16 protein-coding genes are annotated in these 21522 nt (G+C 72.3%); 9 read left to right on the top strand and 7 right to left on the bottom strand.

Annotation, left to right across the window (positions count from 1 at the left end):
• The first annotated feature begins 83 nt into the window (after positions 1-83).
• Complete coding sequence (locus tag D7X32_RS21880; RefSeq protein ID WP_244239129.1) at positions 84-1232, top strand: acyltransferase family protein; 1149 nt, start codon at positions 84-86, stop codon at positions 1230-1232.
• A 202-nt stretch (positions 1233-1434) separates the two neighbouring features.
• On the opposite strand, the gene D7X32_RS21885 is transcribed toward D7X32_RS21880, so the two are convergent.
• Positions 1435-2463: an ROK family protein gene (locus D7X32_RS21885; RefSeq protein ID WP_120604510.1), complete on the bottom strand. Its 1029-nt coding sequence runs from the start codon at positions 2461-2463 to the stop codon at positions 1435-1437.
• A 230-nt stretch (positions 2464-2693) separates the two neighbouring features.
• On the opposite strand from D7X32_RS21885, the gene D7X32_RS21890 reads away from it, so the two are divergent.
• Positions 2694-4190 (top strand): oligosaccharide flippase family protein, encoded by a 1497-nt coding sequence (locus tag D7X32_RS21890; protein ID WP_120604511.1) that lies wholly within the window; start codon positions 2694-2696, stop codon positions 4188-4190.
• On the top strand, positions 4187-5365 hold the full coding sequence (locus tag D7X32_RS21895; RefSeq protein ID WP_120604512.1) for an acyltransferase family protein: 1179 nt from the start codon (positions 4187-4189) through the stop codon (positions 5363-5365). Before D7X32_RS21890 ends, D7X32_RS21895 begins: the two co-directional genes overlap by 4 nt.
• On the opposite strand, the gene D7X32_RS21900 is transcribed toward D7X32_RS21895, so the two are convergent.
• Positions 5308-6270, bottom strand: coding sequence for a glycosyltransferase family 2 protein (locus D7X32_RS21900; RefSeq protein WP_244239130.1), 963 nt, complete (start codon positions 6268-6270; stop codon positions 5308-5310). The genes D7X32_RS21895 and D7X32_RS21900 overlap by 58 nt on opposite strands.
• A gap of 69 nt (positions 6271-6339) precedes the next feature.
• Here D7X32_RS21900 and D7X32_RS21905 point away from each other — a divergent pair, with 69 nt between their 5' ends.
• From D7X32_RS21905 to D7X32_RS21920, 4 genes are read left to right on the top strand one after another with little or no spacing between them, the layout of a single operon-like run.
• Positions 6340-7491 carry a glycosyltransferase gene (locus tag D7X32_RS21905; protein ID WP_341868148.1) on the top strand — a complete coding sequence of 384 codons (1152 nt, stop codon included), beginning with the start codon at positions 6340-6342 and terminating at the stop codon, positions 7489-7491.
• A gap of 35 nt (positions 7492-7526) precedes the next feature.
• On the top strand, positions 7527-8651 hold the full coding sequence (locus tag D7X32_RS21910; RefSeq protein ID WP_120604515.1) for a glycosyltransferase: 1125 nt from the start codon (positions 7527-7529) through the stop codon (positions 8649-8651).
• Positions 8652-8667: 16 nt separating this feature from the next.
• Positions 8668-9900: a glycosyltransferase family 4 protein gene (locus D7X32_RS21915; protein ID WP_120604516.1), complete on the top strand. Its 1233-nt coding sequence runs from the start codon at positions 8668-8670 to the stop codon at positions 9898-9900.
• The gene (locus D7X32_RS21920) at positions 9897-11048 is read left to right on the top strand and encodes a glycosyltransferase family 4 protein (RefSeq protein WP_120604517.1); all 1152 of its coding nucleotides are present in this window, start codon (positions 9897-9899) and stop codon (positions 11046-11048) included. The genes D7X32_RS21915 and D7X32_RS21920 overlap by 4 nt, the downstream gene beginning before the upstream one ends.
• Before the next feature lie 4 nt (positions 11049-11052).
• Here the strand turns inward: D7X32_RS21920 and D7X32_RS21925 are convergent, their stop codons facing one another.
• The 5 genes from D7X32_RS21925 to D7X32_RS21945 form a co-directional block, all read right to left on the bottom strand.
• Positions 11053-12186 carry a glycosyltransferase family 4 protein gene (locus tag D7X32_RS21925; RefSeq protein WP_244239131.1) on the bottom strand — a complete coding sequence of 378 codons (1134 nt, stop codon included), beginning with the start codon at positions 12184-12186 and terminating at the stop codon, positions 11053-11055.
• Positions 12158-13603 carry an O-antigen ligase family protein gene (locus tag D7X32_RS21930; RefSeq protein ID WP_120604518.1) on the bottom strand — a complete coding sequence of 482 codons (1446 nt, stop codon included), beginning with the start codon at positions 13601-13603 and terminating at the stop codon, positions 12158-12160. The genes D7X32_RS21925 and D7X32_RS21930 overlap by 29 nt, the downstream gene beginning before the upstream one ends.
• Positions 13600-14724 (bottom strand): glycosyltransferase family 4 protein, encoded by a 1125-nt coding sequence (locus D7X32_RS21935; protein ID WP_208752507.1) that lies wholly within the window; start codon positions 14722-14724, stop codon positions 13600-13602. The genes D7X32_RS21930 and D7X32_RS21935 overlap by 4 nt, the downstream gene beginning before the upstream one ends.
• 127 nt (positions 14725-14851) lie before the next feature.
• Positions 14852-16096: a glycosyltransferase gene (locus D7X32_RS21940; RefSeq protein ID WP_120604520.1), complete on the bottom strand. Its 1245-nt coding sequence runs from the start codon at positions 16094-16096 to the stop codon at positions 14852-14854.
• Entirely contained in the window at positions 16093-18285 is a 2193-nt protein-coding gene (locus tag D7X32_RS21945) for a GumC family protein (protein WP_120604521.1), read from the bottom strand. The genes D7X32_RS21940 and D7X32_RS21945 overlap by 4 nt, the downstream gene beginning before the upstream one ends.
• A 219-nt stretch (positions 18286-18504) precedes the next feature.
• Here D7X32_RS21945 and D7X32_RS21950 point away from each other — a divergent pair, with 219 nt between their 5' ends.
• Both D7X32_RS21950 and D7X32_RS21955 read left to right on the top strand, forming a co-directional pair.
• Positions 18505-19836, top strand: a complete 1332-nt coding sequence (locus tag D7X32_RS21950; protein WP_120604522.1) for a bifunctional glycosyltransferase/class I SAM-dependent methyltransferase — start codon at positions 18505-18507, stop codon at positions 19834-19836.
• Between the two features lie 7 nt (positions 19837-19843).
• Positions 19844-21522, top strand: a 1679-nt coding sequence (locus tag D7X32_RS21955; RefSeq protein ID WP_120604525.1) for a hypothetical protein, incomplete at its 3' end; no start/stop codon positions are given.

Here is a 21522-nt window from a genome sequence, read left to right on the forward strand (position 1 = left end):
CCGCGCCAGGCCGCCACACGGGCGGCCGGCCTCCGCGGGCATTGCCGCGGCGAAGCGGGGATGGGACACAATGCCCCCGCTCCATGGTCCCCTCTTCCCCCTCCATGCCCGCGCCAGTGCAGCCGCACGCGGAGGGCGGAGCCGCGCGGGCGCCGCGCAAGGACGGGTTGGATGCGCTGCGGGCCGCCGCCATCCTCGCGGTGCTCGCCTTCCATGCGCCCGCGAGTGCCTACCAGGCCCTGCCCTCCTGGCTGAGCGCGGGCTTCCACCTGGGGTGGGTGGGCGTGGATCTGTTCTTCGTCCTGTCGGGCTACCTCATCGGCCGGCAGGTCTTCGCGCCCGCGGAGCCCGGAGGCCTGGGCGCGGAGCTGCGCACGTTCTGGGTGAAGCGGTGGCTGCGGACGCTGCCGCTCTACTTCCTGGTCCTGACCGCGTACGCGCTGAAGCCGTGGGTGTCCGGCACGCCGTTCGTCGGAGGCGGCTGGCACTACGCGCTCTTCCTCCAGAACTTCACCGACCTGCGAGACTTCGAGCAGAGCTGGTCGCTGTGCGTGGAGGAGCACTTCTACCTGCTGCTGCCGCTCCTGGCGTTCGGGCTGGGGGGCCGCCGGTGGCCGGCCTTCACGTGGCTCCTGCCCGTGGGGTTGAGCCTGCTGTTGAGGCTGCACGCGCGGGCCACCCTCCAGGAGGGACTGGGCGCCTCGGAGGTGTGGGTGCGGTTGCAGTGGCCCACCTTCCAACACCTGGATGGCCTGTGCGCGGGCGTCTTCCTCGCGCGGACGGCCGGGACGTGGCGGCGGTGGCCCGCGAGGCTCCGGACCCTTTGCGGCGTGCTGGGAACCGCGATGGGGGTGGCCGCCCTGGGCGTGTGCATGCCGAGGCTCCAGGCCCAGGGCGGGGTCTGGCTCGTGACCGGGCTGGCGCTGGGCTTCAGCGGGTGGCTGGTGGCGATGGAGGGCGTGCGGCTGCCGGCGGCGGTGCGCTGGCCGGTGTACCAGGTCTCCGCGCTCTCCTATGGGGCCTACCTTTGGTTCGGTCCCATCCTGCGCGCCTTCGAGCGGCGGGCGGACGCGCTGCCCCCGGCGCTGACCCTGGTGGCGTTCCCGGCCACGACCCTGGCCGTCTCCTGGGTGACGTACCGGGCGGTGGAGCAGCCGTGTCTGCGACTGCGGGACCGGCTGCTCGCGCGATTCACGGAAGCGCGCAGGGGACTCACCGCGCCCGGCGGTTGATCCCAGCGACACGCGAGGACGGAGCCATGCGCGTCAGCACCCACTTCGCGCGCTGGATGGCGGGGCTTGCCCAGGCGGAAACGCGGACGACGCGGGCAGCGCGCGCTACGCACGCGCGGTCATCCTCCACGGCCCCGCGTTCGAGTGCTGGACACGCACGACTCGCTGACCGTCATGCGGCGGCGCGAGGCGTAGCGCGCCCTCACATCTGCGGGCCCGCGAGCAGCGCCGCGCCAATGGCGCCAGACAAATCGCCCAGCTCCGCGATGTGCATCGCGGGCTTGCGCTCCGTGATGAACAGGTGCGGGTGCATGGCGTCCTGGATGCGACCCATGTACAGGGGGCCCAGCCGCGACCCCAGCCCCCCCCCGAGGACGATGGCCTCCACGTCCAGCAGGTTGATGACGGAGGCGATGGTTGTGCCCAGCATCTCGATGGCCCGGTCGATGAGCCGCGTGGCCAGCGGATCCTTGTCCTTCAATGCCCGCGCCCAGACGCCGCTGGACAGGCGCGTGCGCTTCTTCTCGCGCATGATGTCGAAGAGGAGGGTCTTCTCCCCCTTCTTCGCCGCCGCGCGCGCCTTGCTCTCCATGCACGCGCGCCCCGCGTAGGCCTCCAGGCAACCGTTCCGGCCGCAACCACAGCGCGCGCCGTTGGGCTTCACCACCATGTGGCCAATCTCTCCGGCGGAGCCCTGCCCGCGCCACGGCACGCCGTTGAGCACCAGGCCGCCGCCCACGCCCGTGCCCCACCACACGCCCAGCACGGAACGGTAGTTGCGTCCCGCGCCCAGCTTGTACTCGGCCGCGACCGCCACCTGGACGTCGTTGCCCAGCACCACCTTGCTGCCACCCACCAAGTCGCCCAGGTCCGACGCCAGGGGATACGGCGCGTCCCAGCCGCCCGCGACGTTGCTCGTGTGCGCGAGCGTGCCGCTGTTCGCGTCCACCGCCCCCGCCGCGCCCACGCCCACGCCCGCGAGCTTCGCGGGCTCGATGCCAGCGGTCTGCGCGGCCTCGCCCAGCGCGCCGTAGAGCTCCTTCACCACTTCGCCCGGGCCCCCCTTCGCGGGCGTCGGGTGGCGGGCCCGGCCCAGCACCTCGCCGCGCGCGTCCACGACGACGGCTTCGATCTTCGTGCCGCCCAGGTCGATGCCTCCCCAGACGCGGGCCCGGTCCGCTGGCTGCCCGTTCGTGGCACCGCGTCCATTCTTCGTTGAAGTGTCGGCCATGTCCGCCCCCGCGCCCCCAGGTTGGTCGCGACCTCCCGCATGGCCGCGCGGCTCAATCTGCGCAGCGCCGTTGCCGTGGGGGCCGTCACGTCAGGCACGCCCGTGGCTGCCCGCCCGCTCCTCGGGGCTGCGGCCAGGCCCTTCGCATCGTCGCACGCGACAAGCCAGCGCGGCCCCCCGGGGCCCCTGTTCGCCGGAACCGGGGGCGCATATAGGCTACCGCCCACTTCATGAGCAGCACCTCTTCAGCGGAGCTGGGCACCTCGGACGTGAAGGTCCGCGCCCAGCGTTCCATCGTCGCCCTGGGCCTGCGGACGCTCGGCTCCCTGGGCCTGCGCGTGGTGAGTTCGCTCGCCCTGTCGCGACTGCTCTTCCCCTCGGACTATGGCGCGTTCGCCATCGTGGCCTTCACCGCGGCCATGGGCGCGTACCTGGGCGACCTGGGTCTCAGCGCGTCCCTGGTGCGCCAGCAGCACGAGCCCACCGAGGACGAGATCAGCACCGCGTTCTGGAGCCACCAGGCGTTCACCGTCGCCATCGTGGCGGTGCTGCTGGGGCTCGCGCCGCTGCTGGCGCGTTCCTATGATCTGGGGCCGTCTGGCGCCACCATGGTGGGCGCGGTGGCGCTGGGACTGTTCTTCCACTCGCTGCGCGTCATTCCCATCATGATGCTGGAGCGCCACCTGCACTTCCCCGCCATCGCGCGCGCGGAGCTGGTGGAGAGCCTGGCGCAGACGGCCTCCACCATCGTCCTGGCCGCGATGGGGTATGGCGCCTGGGCACTCATCGGCGGTGGACTGGTGCGCGGCGCGGTGGGGCTCGTGATGCTGTGGCGGGCGGCGGCGTGGCGTCCGCGCGGGCGGGTGCGGTGGGCCATCGTCCAGCGGCTGCTCGGCTTCGGCATCTGGTACCAGCTCACCGGCATCGTGCCCGCCATCCTCAACGGCTGGGTCCCGCTGGTGGTGGGGCGCATGGAGGGCAAGGACGCGGTGGGCCTGGTGAACTGGGCCTTCGCGCTGGCCTCCGTGCCACTGGCGATGAGCAGTGTGCTCAACCGCGTGGCCTATCCCGCATACAGCCGCATGCAGCAGGACGCGGAGGCGCTCGCGGAGTACCTGCGCACGTCCATCCGCCGCATCAGCGCGGCGCTCTGCGTCGTCGTCCCCTTCGGCGTCATCGCGCTGCCGTTCCTCATCCCCGTCCTGTTCGGTGAGCGCTGGACGCCCGCCATCCCGCTGGTGCAGTGGTTCATGCTGGAGGGCGCGATGCAGTCGGTGCACGGACTGCTGAATTCGCAGCAGTACGCCAGCGGCCACGCGCGTGAACGGGTGTACGTGCTCATCGGCTCCAGTTCGCTGCGCTTCGGCCTGGGCGCGCTCGCGGTGATGCACTGGGGCATCGTGGGCATTGGCGTCACCGCCACGGCCATCACGCTCACGGAGCTGTTCCTGAGCGCGTGGCTGGTGGCCCGGCGCAACCCGAACCTGGCCGGCCTGGAGTTCCAGGTGCTGGAGCCCTTCCTCACGGTGGGGGCGCTGCTGGCGCTCGCGGTGGGGCTGTCGCGGCTCGCCACGGGGCAGCACGGGATGCTGGTGCAGGCGCTGGTGGGGGCCGGAATCCTGGCGGTGCTGGTGCTCGTCCGCGAGCGTTCGCGGCGCGGCCTGTCACTGGTGGGGGAGCTGCGCGCCGTCGTGGCGCACGTGCGCGGACGGCGGGCCTCGTCATGAGCGCCCGGTCCGGACGCCCCGCGCTGCCCGCGCTCACCGGGCTGCGCTTCCTGGCGGCCCTGGGCGTGATGGGCTACCACGGCTATTGCGCGCCCTGCACCCCGGCGCTGCCCACGGGGCTGGGCCGGCTCGTCGGCGCGGGCTTCTCCACGGTCAGCCTGTTCTTCATCCTGTCCGGCTTCATCCTCGCGTACATGTACCTGGATGAAGGGGGCATGCGGGGCACGCGGACGGAGTTCTTCCGCGCGAGGTTCGCGAGGCTGTATCCGGTGTACCTCGTCTCCCTGCTCGTGGACCTGCCGATGTTCGTGCGCGCCATCCACCAGGCGGAGCCTGCCGCGAGCGCGGGCGAGGTGCTGCGCATCACCGGCGCGACGCTCACGCTCACGCAAGGGTGGCTGACGCTGCACCGGCCCACGTGGAACATCGTCGCGTGGACGCTGTCGGTGGAGGCGTTCTTCTACGTGCTCTTCCCGTTCGTGGGCCCATGGCTGGCGCGGCGGCGCTCCCGGTGGCTCGGCGTCATCGCCCTGGGGGCATGGGCCCTGGGCACCACGCCCATGCTCGCGGCGGACGCCGCGGCACGGCTGCGGGAGGGACCACTGGCGGTCATGCTTCAAGCCTGGGGACGCATCGCCTCGGAGGCCATTCCGCTCGCGCGGCTACCGGAGTTCCTCATCGGCCTGTGCGTGGGCCTGGTGTTCTGCCGGCGCGAACATCCGGCGGAGCACGCGTGGGCACGGACCGGGGGCTTCGTGCTCGTAACGGGCGCGCTGACGGTGGGCTTGATGGTGCTGCCGGGGCCGCCGTCACCGCTGGTGCAGGCCGCCGTGCTGGTGCCGCTGTTCACCGCGAGCATCCTCCTGCTCGCGGGCGGTCTCGCCGGCCGGGGCCTGGGGCTGGGGACGCGCGGGATGGTGCTGCTGGGCGGTGCCAGCTACGCGCTCTACATGACCCACGGCTCGCTGCTGAACTACGCGCTGGCGGTGAACACGCGCACGTTCACGCTGCCCCACAACGTGCTCACGCTCCTCATGGTCCCCGTGGCCGTGGGTGTGTCCGTGCTGCTCTTCCAGCGGGTCGAGGAGCCCATGCGTCACCGGCTCCGGAGTCCCGCTCAGCGGCGGGACCGCAGCGACGCCGCGAGCACCCAGGGCGGGAACCCCAGCAGGTAGCGCCACCGGGGCAGCACGCGATGGAAGCGGAGGCCGCGCGCGTAGAGGGCCAGGGCCTGGCGGCGGCGGCCGTGCTCCAGCAGCCAGTGCGTCACGTGCCGCAGGCCGAAGAGCAGCAGGGCCAGCCGTTCGCGACGGCGCGCGGCGCCTCCCGGGTAGTGCCCGCGCAGTTCCTGCTCCAGGAGGAACTGCGTGCCCTCGTAGCCCCGGTCCAGGTCGCGCGAGGACGACGTCGCATGCTGGCGGTAGCCCAGCGTCACCGGGGACTCCACGTAGGCGAAGCCCGGCTCGACGCCCAGCCGGTACAGCAGGTCGTAGTCCTCGGCGCTGATGCGCCGGTCGCTGAAGCCCCCCACGCGGCGCAGGGCCTCCGTGCGCACGGCCACCGCGCACGCCGTGCGGATGAAGGCCGCGTCCGCGCTGGACAGGTAGTCCTCGAAGCACCGCGCGGTGACGGGCCCGTCCTCCAGGGCGGAGAGTTCCCGCGCGTCCTGGAAGGAGTGTGCCCGTCCCATCACCAGCGTGAGCGGGCCCCGGGACTGGAGGACCTGCTGGAACGTCGCCAGCGTCCAGGGAGGCCACAGGTCATCGCTGTCCAGGAAGGCCACGTAGTCCCCCCGGGCCTCGCGGATGCCCCGGTTGCGAGCCACGCCCTGGCCCGCGTTCTCCTGGTGGAACACGCGCACCCGAGGCCCGTATCGCGCGAGCAGCTCGCGGGTGCCATCCGTGGAGCCATCGTCCACGACGATGACCTCGAAGTCCGTCAGCGTCTGGGCGAAGACGGACGCCAGCGTCTCCTCCAGGAGCGCGGCGCGGTTGAAGGTCGGGATGACGACGGAGAAGAAGGGCATGCCGCGAGGAAGCAGGAGGGCCTGGAGGATACTCCGGGCTCCGGACGGCGACATGACTTCCCGCCCGAGGCGCGAAGCGGTTAAGAGTCACCTTGCCCCCGCTGCTCCTGGATGAAGCCCGCCGTGTCTGCCCCCCTGCCCTCCTGGCATCTGCTGTCGGGCGAATATCCGCCCATGGCCGGTGGCGTCGCGGACCACTCGCGCCTGCTCGCGGACGCGCTGGCTGCCGCGGGAGAGCAGGTCCACGTCTGGGCCCCGGGGCCCCAGGGCGTCGAGAAGGAAGGCGGGGTGACGGTGCACCGCGCGCCCGGGCGGTTCGCGCCAGGGGACCTGCGCGCACTGTCACGCGAGCTGGATGCCTGCCCGGGACCGCGCCGGTTGCTGCTCCAGTACGTGCCCCACGCGCTGGGCCTGAAGGCGATGAACGTCCCCTTCTGCGCGTGGTTCGCGGCGCGCCGTCAGGATGAACGCCAGGTGTTCCTGCACGAAGCCGTCTACCCGTGGAGCCGTCACGCGCCCTGGCGCCACCAGGTGCTGGCGGCCACGACCCGGCTCATGCTGCGGCTGGTGGTGGAGGCCGCGGACCGCGTCTTCGTCTCCATCCCCGCCTGGACGGATCATCTGTCCGCCCGGGTGAGGCAGCGCACGGAGTGGCGTCCCGTGCCCAGCAACCTGCCCGCGGAGATATCGCCGGAGGCCCGCGCCCGCGCCCGCGCCTCGCTGCCGGAAGGTCCCGTGGTGGGCCATTTCGGGACCTACGGGCAGGCCATCGCGGAGCCTTTGGAGTCGGTGCTCGTCCCGGTGTTGGAGGCGGATGCCCGCCGGCAGGGGCTGCTGCTCGGAAGGGGCAGCGACGACTTCCGGAGACGGCTGGGCGCCAGCCATCCGTCCCTCGCGAACCGGCTGCATGCCCGGGATGCGCTGGCCCCGGGCGAAGCCGCGGCCTTCCTGCGGGTCAGTGATGTGCTGATACAGCCGTATCCGGATGGCATCAGCACCCGGAGGGGCAGCGCGATGGCCGGGCTGGCGCTGGGCGTCCCCATGGTCACCAACACGGGTCACCTCACGGAGCCCTTGTGGCGCGACGCGCTCCCGGTGGCGCTGGTGGAGGGCGTATCGCCACCGGCCCTGGCCGAAGCCACCGAGGACCTGCTCGCCCGGGACGACGCCCGCCGCGCGTTGGGAGCCCACGCCGCGCGCCTCTACCGCGAGCGCTTCAGCCTGGAGCGCACGGTGGAGGCCCTGCTGCGGCGGAGGACGGGAGACACACCATGAGCGCCCATGCCGCTCCACCACGACTGGCGCTGCTGATGGATCCGCGCGAGGAGGGCTGGCCCAGCATGGATCTGGTGGGCGAAGCACTCGTGGAGGGACTGGAAGCATTTCCCGCCGAGGTCGACGTCACCCGCGTGCGGCCGTCCATCCCCCATGCCGTGCGCGCCCTGCCCCGACTGGGAAGCCGCAAGGCCGCCTTCAACGCGGACCGGCTGCTCACCCGCTTCGGTCTCTACCCCGCGCGGCTGCCGCGTGAGCGCCTGGGGCACGACGCGTTCCACATCGTGGACCACACCTACGCGCAGCTCGCGCACGTGCTGCCCCGGGAGCGCACGGGCGTCTACTGCCACGACCTGGACGCCTTCCGCTCCGTGCTGGAACCCCACCGCGAACCACGCCCCACGTGGTTCCGCCTGATGGCACGCGTCACGCTCAAGGGACTGGAGCGCGCGGCGCTCGTCTTCCACAGCACGCAGCAGGTGCGCGACGAGCTGCTCGCGCATGGCGTGGTGCCTCCCGAGCGGCTGGTATGGGCGCCCTACGGCGTCTCCCCGGAGTACCGGCTCGAACCAGTTCCCGGGGACGCCAGCGACGCGGTGCTCGCGCCGATGAAGGGCCGGCCGTACCTGCTGCACGTCGGCAGCGCCATCCGCCGCAAGCGCCTGGACGTGCTCTTCGACACCTTCGCGGCGCTGCGAGTCCGGCACCCCGACCTCATGCTGGTGCAGCAGGGCGGCGTACTGGACGCGGCCCAGCAGGCCCAGGTGGCGAGGCTCGGCTTGAGGGGCGCGCTGCTGCAACCGCCCCGGCAGGAGCGGGCCACGCTCGCGGGGCTGTACCGGCGCGCGAGCGCGGTGCTGATTCCCAGCGAGGCGGAGGGCTTCGGTCTGCCCGTCATCGAAGCGCTGGCGTGCGGCGCGTCCGTGGTGGCCAGCGACCTGCCCGTGCTGCGGGAGGTAGGCGGCGACGCGTGCCTCTATCGCCCCGTGGGCGACGTGGCGGCCTGGACGGAAGCGGTGGACGGAGTGCTCACCGGCCGAAGCCCCGCACCCGCGCCGGAGCTCCGCCGTGCCCGGGCCGCACGCTTCACCTGGAGCGCCCACGCGCGCACGGTGCTGGACGCGTACCTGCGCCTGCTTGACCGTCCCGGACGGGTCTGATTCGGTCCCTTTCCGAGTGCGCATCCTGTTCCTCAACCCCGTGGGAGTCGTGGGCGGTGCCGAGCGCGCGCTGCTGGACCTGCTCGCCTGTCTGCGCGTGTTGGAGCCGGCCCTCTCTCTCCAGTTGATCGCCGGCACGGAGGGCCCTCTCGTGGAAGAGGCGCGAGCGCTGGGCGTGGACGCGCGGCTGCTGGCACTGCCCCCCGCGTTGTCGGCGCTCGGGGACAGCGGCCTGCGGGGACGGGGCCTCACGGGGGGCGTGCGCTTCGCCCGCGCTGCCGTGCCCGCGCTGCTCCAGCTCGCGAGCCATGGCGCCGAATTGCGGCGGGCGGTGCGCGAGGCGGCGCCCGACCTGGTGCACTCCAACGGCATCAAGACGCACCTGCTGACCGCCGCGACCGCGGGGCTGCCCGTGCCACGCGTCTGGCACGTGCACGACTTCCTGGGGGAGCGTCCCCTGGTGCGCCGCGCGCTGATGGGACTCAAGCCCCTGGCCACCGCCGCCATCGCGAACTCACAGGCCGTGGGCGACGACGCGCGAGCGGTGCTCGGCGGGGTGCCCGTGCACGTGGTGCCCAACGGCGTGGACGTGGAGCGCTTCTCCCCGGGGCCGGGCGACGGCGCGCACCTGGATGTGCTCGCCGCGCTGCCCCCCGCGCCCGAAGGCACGCTGCGCGTGGGACTGGTCGCCACCTACGCGCGCTGGAAGGGGCATGACGTCTTCCTGGAGGCCGCCGCGCGCCTGGCACGCCAGGCCCCCACACTGCCCGTGCGCTTCTACCTGGTGGGCGGGCCGCTCTACCGCACGCCGCTCTCGCAGTTCACCGAGGCGGAGCTGCGCGGACACGTGGAGCGCCACGGCCTCACGGGACGCGTGGGCTTCGTGCCCTTCCAGGCGGATCCCACGAGCGTGTACCGCGCCCTGGACGTCTTCGTGCACGCGAGCACGCGGAGGGAGCCCTTCGGGCTCACCATCGCGGAAGCGCTGTCGTGCGGACGGGCCGCGGTCATCACGCGGACGAGCGGCGCGGCGGAAGCACTGCACGACGCAGAGGACGTCCTGACCACCGACCCAGGAGACGCCGGAGCACTGGCCCGGGCGCTGCTGCGGCTGCTCGGCGACGCGGCCCTGCGCGAACGGCTGTCGGCCGCGGCCCGCGACACCGCCGTGCGCAGCTTCTCCCGCGAGCGCTACGCCCGGGACATCCTGGGCGTGTACCGGCGGGTGCTGTCGGAGACTCGCGGATGACGCGCCCCCGGAAGCTCGTCACCGTCTCGCATTCGTACGTCGTCACGCTCAACCGGCGGCTGGCCAACGAGATGACGCGGGTGGGCGCGGGCCGCTGGGACATCACCGCCGTCGCCCCGCGCGCCTTCCATGGAGACCTGGGGCCGCTGGTGCTCCAGCGCGACCCGTCGGAACCCGTGCGCATCGAAACCGTGCGCGCCTTCCTCAGCCGCTCCCTGCACGGCTTCGTGTACGGCCCGGAGCTGCGCGCTCACCTGTCGCGCGGCGTGGACCTGGTGCACTCCTGGGAGGAGCCCTATGTGCTCTCCGGCCTGGAGGTGGCCCTGCTGACGCCGCGCCGGGTGCCGCTCGTGTTCTGCACGGCGCAGAATCTGATCAAGCATTACCCACCGCCCTTCGCGCAGGCGGAGCGCTTCGTCGTGCACCGCGCGTCGGGTTGGGTCGCCTGGGGACAGACGGTGCGGGACACGCTCCAGGCGCGCGGCGGCTATCCGCTGCGGCCTTCGCGCTTCATCCCCATGGGCGTGGACGTGGAGCGGTTCCAGCCGGACGCGGCGGCGGGCGAGGACTTCCGGCGCGCTCAGGGGTGGACGCCGCAAGGCCCGCCCGTGGTGGGTTACCTGGGGCGCTTCGTTCCGGAGAAGGGCGTGCGGCTCCTGATGGACGCACTCGACGGACTGCGCACGCCCTGGCGCGCCCTCTTCGTCGGAGGAGGCCCGATGGAAGCGACGCTGCGCGAATGGGCCACCCGCCACGGTGATCAGGTGCGCGTCGTCACGGGTGTGCCGCATGCCAGCGTGCCCCAGACGCTCAATGCCATGGACGTGCTGTGCGCGCCCAGCCAGACGACGCCCCGCTGGAAGGAGCAGTTCGGCCGCATGCTCGCGGAGGCCTTCGCGTGCGGCGTCCCGGTGCTCGGCAGCGACTCCGGCGAGGTGCCCTTCACGGTGGGAGACGCCGGACACGTCCTCCCGGAAGCGGACACCGCCGCATGGACCACCACGCTCGGGGACCTGCTGGAGAACCCAGCCACGAGGCAGGAGTGGGCACGCAAGGGCCTCACCCGGGCACGCACCCACTTCGCCTGGCCGGTGGTCGCACGGGCGCACCTCGACTTCTTCGAGGAAGTGCTCCAGGGCCGGGCCTGAGGCCTTACGCCTCCAGCCGGGCCACCAACGCTTCCGCCATCGCATCCCACGTCCAGGAGCGAAGCGCGGAAGACAACGCGGACACGGCGGGCACCCACTTGTCGCCCCGGTGGCGCCAGTCCTCCAGCCGTCGCACCAGCGCCTCCACGTCGTCCGGATCCTCCAGCAACAGGCCCTGGAGCTCCGGCGGGTAGCGCTCGGCCACGCCCGCCGTTCGGCTCACCAGCGCGGGAAGGCCCACGCACAGAGCCTCGTGCACGCCCAATCCGTAGGGCTCATAGCGCGTGGGCGCGACCAGCAGATCCGCGGCGGCCAGCAGGCGCGGCACGTCCGTGCGGAAGCCCAGGAACTGGATGCGCGAGTCCAGACCACGCGCTCGCGCCTCGCGTTGCCATGCCTCCCGCTGCGCGCCCGTCCCCACCACGCACAGGTCCACGTCCCACGCCGGCCGCGCGCACAAACGCGTCCACGCATCGAAGAGCGTGTCGAAGCCCTTGCGCCTGTCCCCCAGCGCACCGACGAACAGCGCCACGCGGCGCTCCTGGGACCAGCCCAGCGCCTCCCGGGACTCACGGCGGAGCGCGGGGGACGTCGGGGGAAAGCGCGAGGGGTCGCCGCCTAGGTAGACGACGTGGACCCGCGAAGGCTCCACCCCCGTCGCGGCCAGCAGGTCCTGCCGCGTGCGCGCCGAGTTCGCGATGATGATGCGAGCCCGGCGCAGCGCGCGCCGTTCCCGCTCCAGGAACACGCGGTGGCTCACGAGTCCCTTGAGCCTGCGCAGCGTCCCCCCAGCGGGCTGGGGCGAATGCGCGCCGTGTACGTAGTGGACCCAGTTGGCGGCGGGCACCTCGCAGTTGCCTCCGTTGGCCACCACCTGGCCGCCCTCGGCCAGCGTGCGCCGCGCATGGTAGCGGCCCACGGCGTCCAGCACCGGTTCGCCCAGCAGGTAGGCATTGGCGGGCTTGGGCACGCGGATGAAGCGCACGTTCGGGTAGCGCAGGAGCGAGTCCTCCACCCGGTGCGCCACCAGCCGCACGGGCCCGCCCTGGCGCGCGAGCCAGTCCGCCAGCGCGAGGTTCGCGCGATCCATGCCCCCGGTGGAGGCGAAATCACCGGCGATGAGCGTGTACGGTCGCATTCCGGTACGCACTGAAGAACGCCCCATTGAGCAGCCAGAACTCCATGCCCATCTGGCTCATGAAGAACGGGTAGCTGAAGGTGAGCGCCACGGCGCCCAGGTCATAGGCGAACAGCAGGCTGCCCCACAGCCAGAAGTCACCCCGGGTGTCGTCGCGGCGGATGGCCACCCGGAAGCTCCACAGCATCGTCAGCAGCAGGGCCAGGGGATAGAAGAGGACGGCCAATAGCCCGCCGTCGTAGACCCACGCCGTCCATTGGATCTCCGCCCACAGCGGGGGCTGGTTCCGGTCGCTGTTGTCGCCGAAGTAGGCGTTGGCCATGCCGTAGCGGCCCAGCCCCGCGCCCAGCGGGTATTCCGGCAGGCGCTCCCCGAAGGTGTCATCCAGGAAGTGACCGCGGTTGCCCTGATACACTTGGCCGGGATCCGACGCGGTGAGGGTGCTCCAGCGGGCCAGCACCGCGTCGCCTCCGACCGCGACGGCCCACCCGAAGGCGCCCACCGCGAGTCCGCCCACCACCGCGGTCAGCACCACCAGCCGCATCAGCCGTCCGCCCAGCATCAGCACCAGGGCCATGGCCACCATGCACACCAGCAGCGTCACCGCCGCCGCGCGCACCTGGCACAGGTACAGGCTCAACATCCCCATCCCGATGCCCGCCACGCCCAGCACCGTCTTCCACCGGCCCCGGGGGCCCAGGAACAACGCGCCCCCGAGCAGGACCGAATAGAAGGCACCGGTCGCGGCGCCGCCCGGCAGGTCCGTCAGGCCCATGGGCCTGAAGACGCGTGCGCCGCTGGCCGTCTCGAACTGGAGGCTCCGGACGTAGGCGTCCCCCTGGCCTTCGATGACGCTGGACAACGCGGGCTGGAAGCGGCCCGGGAAGTACACCTGGAGGACGCCCAGGGTCGCGCTCGCCATGTTGAACAGGAACAGCATCAGGACGATGCGCTGAAACATCTTCTCGTCGATGCGCAGCCGGCTGGCCCAAAACACCGGCGCGAACACGGAAGCCTGGATGCCCAGTTGGACCGCCGCCGCCACCGCGCTGGTCGTGCCGGGCTGGAAGAAGTTGAGCGCCGTCACGCCCAGGAAGGCCAGCAGGAAGGGCTTCGCCGGGTGCTTGAGGCGCGGGCCCTTCGCCAGCACCAGCAGCGCCAGGCTCGTGCCGAACGCCAGGATGCGGAACACCACGCGCACCGGAGCCAGCGCCTCCACCAGCAGCGCGAGCTGGCAGACGAACAGCAGCGCGATGAAGGCCACCACCACGCGCCCCGAGCCAAGGAACGCCGTGGGAGTTCCCCCCCCCGGACCCGGCACGGCCTGCGTCGTCACGGGGGGTGGTGCGCGGCGCACGTAGCGCTGGTGCAGCACACCGGGCCCCCGGAGCTGGGGACGAGGACTGGCGCCCCTCATGAGGCGGGCTCCCGCTCCACGGAGCGCACCGCGCCCTCCAGCGCCTCCAGGAACGAGGCCGGCGCGCTCAGCGCCTGCGCGCGAGAAGGGCCACCGTTGCCCAGCCTCCGTCGGGCCGCTTCATTCTCGATGAGCTCACGCAGCGCCTGGGCCAGGGCCTCCGGCTTCGGAGGCACGAGCACGCCGCAGGACGCATCGACGATCTCCAGCGGTCCACCCAGCGCGGTGGTGACCACGGGAAGCCCGGCGTAGAGCGCCTCCACGAACGCCAGGCCAAAAGGCTCCGGCCCGGTGTTGGGCTGACAGTGCACCTCCGCGGCGCGCAGCAGGCGGGGTACATCCGAGCGCTGTCCCAGGAAGCGCACGCGCTCCCCGAGACCCAGCGCGGAAGACTGGGCCTTCAAGCCCTCTTCGTAGGCGACCTCTTCCGGACGCTGCGCGCCGCCAGCGAACCACGCCTTCCAGCGAGGCACCTGGCGCAGCCGGCCCAGCGCTTCGAGGAGCAGCCGCTGCCCCTTCCACTCCTGCATGCGGCTGGCGTGGACGATGACGACCTCCGCCGCGTCCGTGCCCAGCTCGCCTCGGAGCGAAGTCCGTTCGGAAGCAGTGAGGCCCGGACCACCATCCTGAACGGGAGGATGGAGCACGCGCCACGGCGTGCGCGGATACACGCTCGAAAGCGTGCTCGCGGTGTAGCGGCTGTTGCACAGCGCCAGGTCCGGCGAGGTGACGCGAGCCCACCGTTCCACCCAGTGCGCGCCAGAAAGCGCGTCGTGCTGGAAGAAGAGCAACGGAACACCGGCCGTGCGCACCACCGGCCCGAAGAGGGCCTGAGGCCACGCCGCGTGACACACCACCGCGTCAAAGTGCTCTCGCTGGAGCAGCGCCATCAGCGAGCGTCGAGCCTCCCAGACAAGCCAGGGACGGCTCACCTTCGCGGGCCCTAGCAGCGTCAACGGTGCGCCCGCCGCGCGAAGCTCCTCCGCGATGCGTCCCTCGAAGCAGAGCGCGAACGCATGCACCGCGCCGCCCTTCCGGTCCGCGCTCGCGAGCGCCAGGGTGCGCAGCAGCGTCTCGACGCCACCGTAGAGGTTGCCGCTGGACACATGCAGCACTCGCATCGGCATACCGCTGGAAACGCGCGGTTCGCGCGAAGCAGCGCCACCATTGGACGCACGTGAGGCGGTGCCTCCGTCCTCCGCGTGACTGTCACGATGCGACTCGCGAGACCCGTGCATGCGCGGACCTTCAGCGCCCGCCCGCGACGTGCCGGACGGAGGCATCGCTCCGCTCCTCCGCCACGGGCCGGCGTCCGAGCGCCTCCGCGTACAACTCCAGGCTGCGCGACGCCATCACGTCATGGGCGAACTCCGCCCGCGCACGCTCCTGCGCCCCACGCGACAGCCGCTCCCGCAGGCCCGGCTCTTCCACCAACCGGCGCGCCGCCGCCGCCAGCGCCCGCGCATCACCCACCGGCACCGTGAGCCCGGTGCGCTCGTGCAGGCTCACCCACGCCACACCGGAGTCCGGCACGGCGGTGTTGAGCACGGGCAATCCACTCGCCAGCGCCTCCACCTGCGACAGGCCATACGCCTCGCTGCGCGCGTTGCTCGGGAACCACAGGGCCGTCGCGGCCCGGTACGCGCCCGCCAGTTGCTCCGGCGACAGGTAGCCCGCCCACGTCACGCGAGACTCGATGCCCAGCGCCTTCGCCCGCGCGCGGCCTTCCTGCGCCAGCGGCCCCTCGCCCACGATGACCAGCCTGCCCGGCGCGTGCACCAGCGCCTCCAGCGCCGTGAACAACCCCTTGTAGTAGACGAGCCGCCCCACCATCAGCCACAGCGGCCCGCCCGCGGCCTCCGCCGTCCAGCGCGCCTGCGCCTCGCGCGCCTCCGCGGAAGGCTGCCGCAGGTACGACTCCAGCTCGATGCCCAGCGGCAGCACCCGCACCTTCGACTTGAACGTGGACAGGAGCGACGAGCCGCGCACGTACGCGTCGCTCGTGGCCAGCAGCCGCGCCGCGCGCGAGTACAGCATCCACTCGAAGGGACGGAACAGCGCGCCCGCGACCTTCTGCCGGATGATGTCGCTCTGGTGCGTCACCACCACCGCGGGCAGCCGCGGCACCGCGTCCAGCGCCAGCACCATGCTCGGGTTGGGCACATGCAGGTGCACCACGTCCACGCCCCGCGCCAGCGCACGCCGGAGCACGAACGGCAGCGACGGCATCACGTCCATGCGCGCCACGGACGCAAGCCGTCCCAGGCGCACCACGCGCACCGGCCCGTCCCATTCCTCACGCGTGGGACTGCGGCCGTGGAACTCGTGGCTCGTGCCGGTGCCATCCACGGAATGGTTCGCGCACAGCACCTCCACCTGCGCGCCCAGCGAGGCCTGCGCCCGCGCCAGCGTGCGAACGTGCGCCTCCATGCCGCCGGAGGCCGGAGGGTAGAACTTCCCCAGGTGCAGCACCCGCAGGCCCGCGCCCTTCACGACGGCGCCACCCCGCCCTTCGGTTCGTCCTGCGTCGGGCCGTAGCCCTGATAGCCCAGGTACGTGTCGCCGTAGCGCGGCTGCCGCAGGTCCACGTCGTTGAGGATGGCGCCGAACATCCGCGCCTGCACATCCGCCAGCGAGCGCAGCGCGCGCTTCGCGGCGCCCCGGTCCGTCCGGCCCGCCTTGAGCACCATCACCACGCCGTCCGCCTGCGTGGCCAGCACCGCCGCGTCCACCACGGCATTGAGCGGCGGGCTGTCCAGGATGATGCGGTCGAACTTCTCCCCCGCCGTGCGCAGCAGTTCCTTGAAGGCACGCGTGTGCAGCAGCTCCGCGGGGTTCGGCGGCAGCGGGCCACACGGCAGCACGAAGAGGTTGGGCACCTCCGTGCTCTTCACCGCCTTGTCCAGCGAACCCTCGCCCACCACCAGCGAGCTGATGCCCAGGTCGTTGGGCACGCCGAACGCGCGGTGCAGCCGGGGCCGGCGCATGTCCGTGTCCAGCAGGAGCACGCGGTTGCCACTCTGGGCCATGGCCACGCCCAGGTTGATGCACGTGGTGGACTTGCCCTCCTGCGGGCCGCTGGACGTCACCACCAGCGTCTTGCAGGGATGGTCCGGCGACATGAACAGCAGATTGGTGCGCACCGCGCGGCAGCACTCCGCCACCGCCGAGCGCGGGGCGCGGTGCACGTACAGGTCGCGGTCGCCCGGCGCCTTCGTCGCCTCCATGCGCGGCACCACGCCCAGGAATGCCAGGCCCAGCACGTCCTCCACGTCCGCCTGCGACCCGACGGTGTTCTCCAGCATCTCCAGGAACAGCGCCACGCCCAGCCCCAGGAGCAGCCCCATCACCCAGCCCACCATCAGGTTGCGCCGCGTGTGCGGCCGCACCGGCACCAGCACCGGCTGCGCGGCGTCCAGCACGCGCACGTTGCTCGTGCGCAGGAGCCCCGACAGCTCGATGTCCTTCAGCCGCTTGAGCACCAGCTCATACAGGCGCTGGTTGTTGTCCGACTCGCGCTGGAGCCGTCCGTACTCGATGGCCTTCTTGTTCACCTGGAAGGCCTCGGCCTTCGTCTCGTCCAGCAGCTTGTTGAGGTTCTTCTCCTCGCCCTGCGCCTCCGCCAGCTGCGTCTCCGCCGAGCGCACCACGTTGGTCAGGCTCTTGAGCAGGTCGTCGCGCACGACCTCCAGCTTGCGGTTGCACTCCAGCAGCTTCGGGTGCTCCGGCAGGTAGCGCTCGGTCAGCTCCGCGCACGCGGCCTTCTGCTCGCCGTAGCGCGATTTGAGATCTTGGATGGGCCCGTCCTTCGCGCCGGGCACGGCCTCCGCCCACGTCTCGTCGTTGCCCGCGTCCTTGCGCAGCCGGTGGATGGCGTCCACGCGCGCCTGCTGCGCCGCGATGCGCGTGCGCACCTCGGTGAGCTTCAGGTTGTACGAGTTGATCCGCTCGCTGACGATGGACAGCCGCGACTCCAGCGACGTGGACAGCATGTCCGCGTCCTTCTTCAGGTCGTAGACGGCCATCTCGCCGGCCTTGGACTGGCGGCCCAGCTCATCCAGGCGCCCCTCCAGCCACGTGCGCGCCTCCTCCGTGGTGCGCAGCTTGAGCGCCAGGTTCTCCGCCATGTACGCGGCGGCCACCTCGTTGGAGAGCAGCGCCGCGCGCACCGGGTCCACGTCCTCCACCCCGATGTTCATCACCCGCGAGTCCTTGCCGGGCACCACCTGGATGCGCGAGCGCAGAAGCCCCACCGCGTCCGCGCCCTCCAGCGCCTTCGCGCGTGTCGTGGGGTCCTGATCCGGCGGCAGACCCAGGAAGGACGCGTCCTTCGAAAGCCCCAGCCGGTCCACCACGCGGCTGGCCACCGCGCGCGAGGTGATGATCTCGCTCTGCGTGGCGTAGTACTCCTTGTTGAACCAGTAGTTGCTGCGCTCCTCCCCCATCACCTCCTTCACCTCGCCGTCGAGGATGCGCGGCGCGGTGACGTCGATGATGAGCGAGGTGCTGGCCGCGAAGATGCGCGGCTGCCGCAGCGTCCAGGCCGCCGTGAGCGCGGTGACCCCCAACGCCACCCCGAGCATCACCCACCGCCGGCGCCAGACGCCCCGCACCCGGTGCATCACGCTCGCGGACGTCGCGCCGGGAGCCCCACCGGCCGGGTCCAACACCGTTCCTTCCACGTCACGTCTCTCCGGAAGTGGCTGCCGCGGGCGGTCTCCACCGGCCCGAAGACCTCCGGACCCGACCTGCACCCACATCGCGCTGGGGGAATAACATCTGGAGCGTGCAACGGGCGGGGCGGGTTGTCCATCCGACGGACGCCGCCTGGATGCCCCTCGTCCATCCGATCCGGTCCGTGAACGCGCACCCTGGAAGCGCCTGTGGTAGTGAGCGGCGCCATGGTTCCTGCTCTCTCCGTCGTCCTGCCCTTCAACCCCGCCACCGCCGCGGCCGCAGCCCGGTTCGCCAACGCGCTGTCCGGTCAGGCCCAGGTCGTCCTCGCGGGTGAGGGTCCCGTGGACGTGACGCCGGGCCCCAACGTCCACGTCCTCCAAGCCCAGGGCGGCAAGGGAGCGGCCATCCGCGCCGCGCTGCCCCACGTCACCGGCACGCACACGGTGCTCCAGGACCCCGACGCCGCCTACTCGCCGGACACCTACGACGCACTGGTGCAGCCCCTGCGCGACGACACCGCGGACGGCGTCTTCGGCCGGCGCCCCGGCATGTCGCCGGAGATGGTGGCCGAGCGCGCGCTGGGCGGCATCACCCGCTTCGTCACCGACGTGGCCCTGGCGGATCCGCTCACCGGCCTGCGCGCCTTCCGCACGGAAGCGCTGCGCTCCATCCAGCTGACCAGCGATGACGACGCGGTGGACGCGGAGCTGGTGGTGAAGCTGGCCGCGCAGCTCTTCCGCCTCACGGAGGTGTCCCTGCCGCCGCTGCAGGCCGTGCCGCGCCGCCCGGCCTCCGCGCACTTCGCCCGCCTGCGCACGCTGGTGCGCTACGCCACCGTGCGCGACGACGCGGACAACCAGCACGAGGGCTACTCCACCCTGGAGCGCATGGACGGCGCCACCCACTACAACCAGTGGCTGGGCCGCCGCTTCCGCGAGCACATGGGCCGCCGCGTGCTGGAGATTGGCGCCGGCATCGGCACCATCACCCGCGAGCTGGAGGGCGGCGCGGAGCACCTCGTCGCGCTGGAGGTGGAGCGCTTCTACGTGGACCGCCTGAAGAACCTCTTCCGCGGCAAGCCCCACGTGCGCCCCTACCTGTCCGACGTGGCGCTCGCGGACTGGGAGTCACTGAAGGCGGAGAACCTGGACACCATCGTGCTGTCCAACGTGCTGGAGCACATCCCGGACGACGCGTCCGCGGTGCGCCGCTTCCGCCAGATTCTGCAGCCGGATGGCCGCGTGCTCATCCTCGTGCCGGCGCTGCCGCAGCTGTTCGGCGCCATCGACGAGGCCGTGGGCCACTACCGCCGCTACACCCCGGAGTCCCTGCGCGCGGTGCTGGAGGAGAACGGCTTCCGCGTGGACACGCTGGAGTGGATGAACCTGGTCGGCCTGCCGGGCTGGTTCGTCAACAGCCGCCTCTTGCGCCGCCGCGCGGTGCCCAAGCTCCAGCTCAAGCTCTACGACACGCTGGCGCCGCTGTTCGCCCAGGCCGAGCGCCAGGTGAAGCTGCCCGTGGGCATGAGCCTGTTCGCCGTCGGCCGCGCCGTCTGATGCCCGCGTGAGCGCCGCGCCCCACCCCACCCCGCCGCCTCCCGACGCGGCTCCGGCGCCAGCCACCGTGGCGCCCGCGCTCCGCGCCCAGGGCCTGCCGAAGGCGGTGTGGGCCGCGGTGGCGGCGCTCTACGTGGTCCTCTTCCCGTACCACCCGGGCCTGCGCTCGCCCAACGAGCTGTGCCGCCTGTGGCAGACGCGCGCCCTGGTGGAGGACGGGACACTGGAGATCAACCGCGCCCTGCGCGACTACGGCCCGGTGGGCGACCTGTCGGTGATGGACGGCCGCTACTACCCGTCCAAGGCGCCGCTCCTGTCCTTCGCCGCGGTGCCCCTGTACGCGGCCCTGAGGGCCGTGGGCGGCGGCCACCGCTACGCCGTGCCGGAGGTGCCGCTCGTCTTCTTCAGCCGCCTCTTCCTCACGGTGCTGCCCACGCTGGGGCTCTTGTGGCTGGTGCGCCGCTTCCTGCGCGCGTTCCTGTCCCCCGTCGTCGCGGACGGCGTCACGGTGACGTACGCGCTGGGCTCGCTCGCGTTCAGCTACTCGCTGCTCTTCATGAGCCACCAGACGACGGCGGTGCTGCTCTTCGCGGGTTTCTACGCGCTCTGGCGGCTGTCGCGGGGCGAGTGGCGTGAGCGCGGCTACGTCGTGGCCGGCGCGTGCGCGGGCGCCACCGTCGCCGCCGAGTACACCGGCGCGCTGGGCGTGCTGGGCCTCGTCCTCTACGCCGTCCTCACCGTGCTGGGCACCCCGGAGCCGTGGGCCGCGCGGCTGAAGAAGCTGGGCCGGGCCACGGGGCTCGCCGTGCTGGGCGCGCTGCCCTTCATCGTGGCGCTGGGGCTCTACCACCAGGCCACGTTCGGGCATCCGCTGGAGACGGGCTACAAGCACCTCAACGACGCGGGCTACCAGCCGTGGCACCTGGGCGGCTTCCTGGGCATCCGCACGCCGGATCCGCGCGCCTTCACGCTGTCGTTCTTCTCCCCGCTCCGGGGCCTCTTCACGCTGTCGCCGTTCCTGCTGCTCGCGCTGCCCGGACTCGTGCTGCTCAAGCGCCTGGGCAGGACGTCACCCGAGGCGCGCGCCCTCTTCTGGATGTCCGTGGCCACGCTCGCCGGCTACACGTACTTCACCTCGTCGTTCACCTACGACTCGTGGGGCTGGACGACGGGGCCCCGGCACCTCACGGGGCTGGTGCCCTTCCTGCTGCTGCCCGCGGGGCTGGTGCTGGAGCGGCTGCGCGCGGCCGGCCGGCCGGTGCTGTCCGGCATCGCGGCCATGCTGTGCGCGGCGTCCGTGCTCGTCACCGGGCTGGCCACCTTCGTCAACTACATCCCCGACGACGTCTCCACCCCCGTGCTCGCGCTGGCCCGGCCGCTCCTGGTGGACGGCTACCACCCGCCCAACCTGCTCGCCTTCCTGGGCCTGCCCACGTCGCTGGCGGGCGCGGTGCTGTTCGCGGCGCTCGTCACCGTGGCGGCGTTCATCTTCGGAAGCCTGTGCCAGGACGCGGCCGGACGCGCGCTTCCACCGGCGGCCTGGGCGGCGGGGCTCGCGACGCTGGCGGTGCTCGCGAGCGCGCAGGCGCTGTTCACCCGGAACGACCGGGCGGATCAGAACGCGGTGCGCTTCCTGGAGTCCGTCTGGCTCCAGCCCCCCGGCCGCCCCGCCACGCCCTTCTGGCC

The organism is Corallococcus carmarthensis, from assembly GCF_003611695.1.
GTDB lineage: Bacteria > Myxococcota > Myxococcia > Myxococcales > Myxococcaceae > Corallococcus > Corallococcus carmarthensis.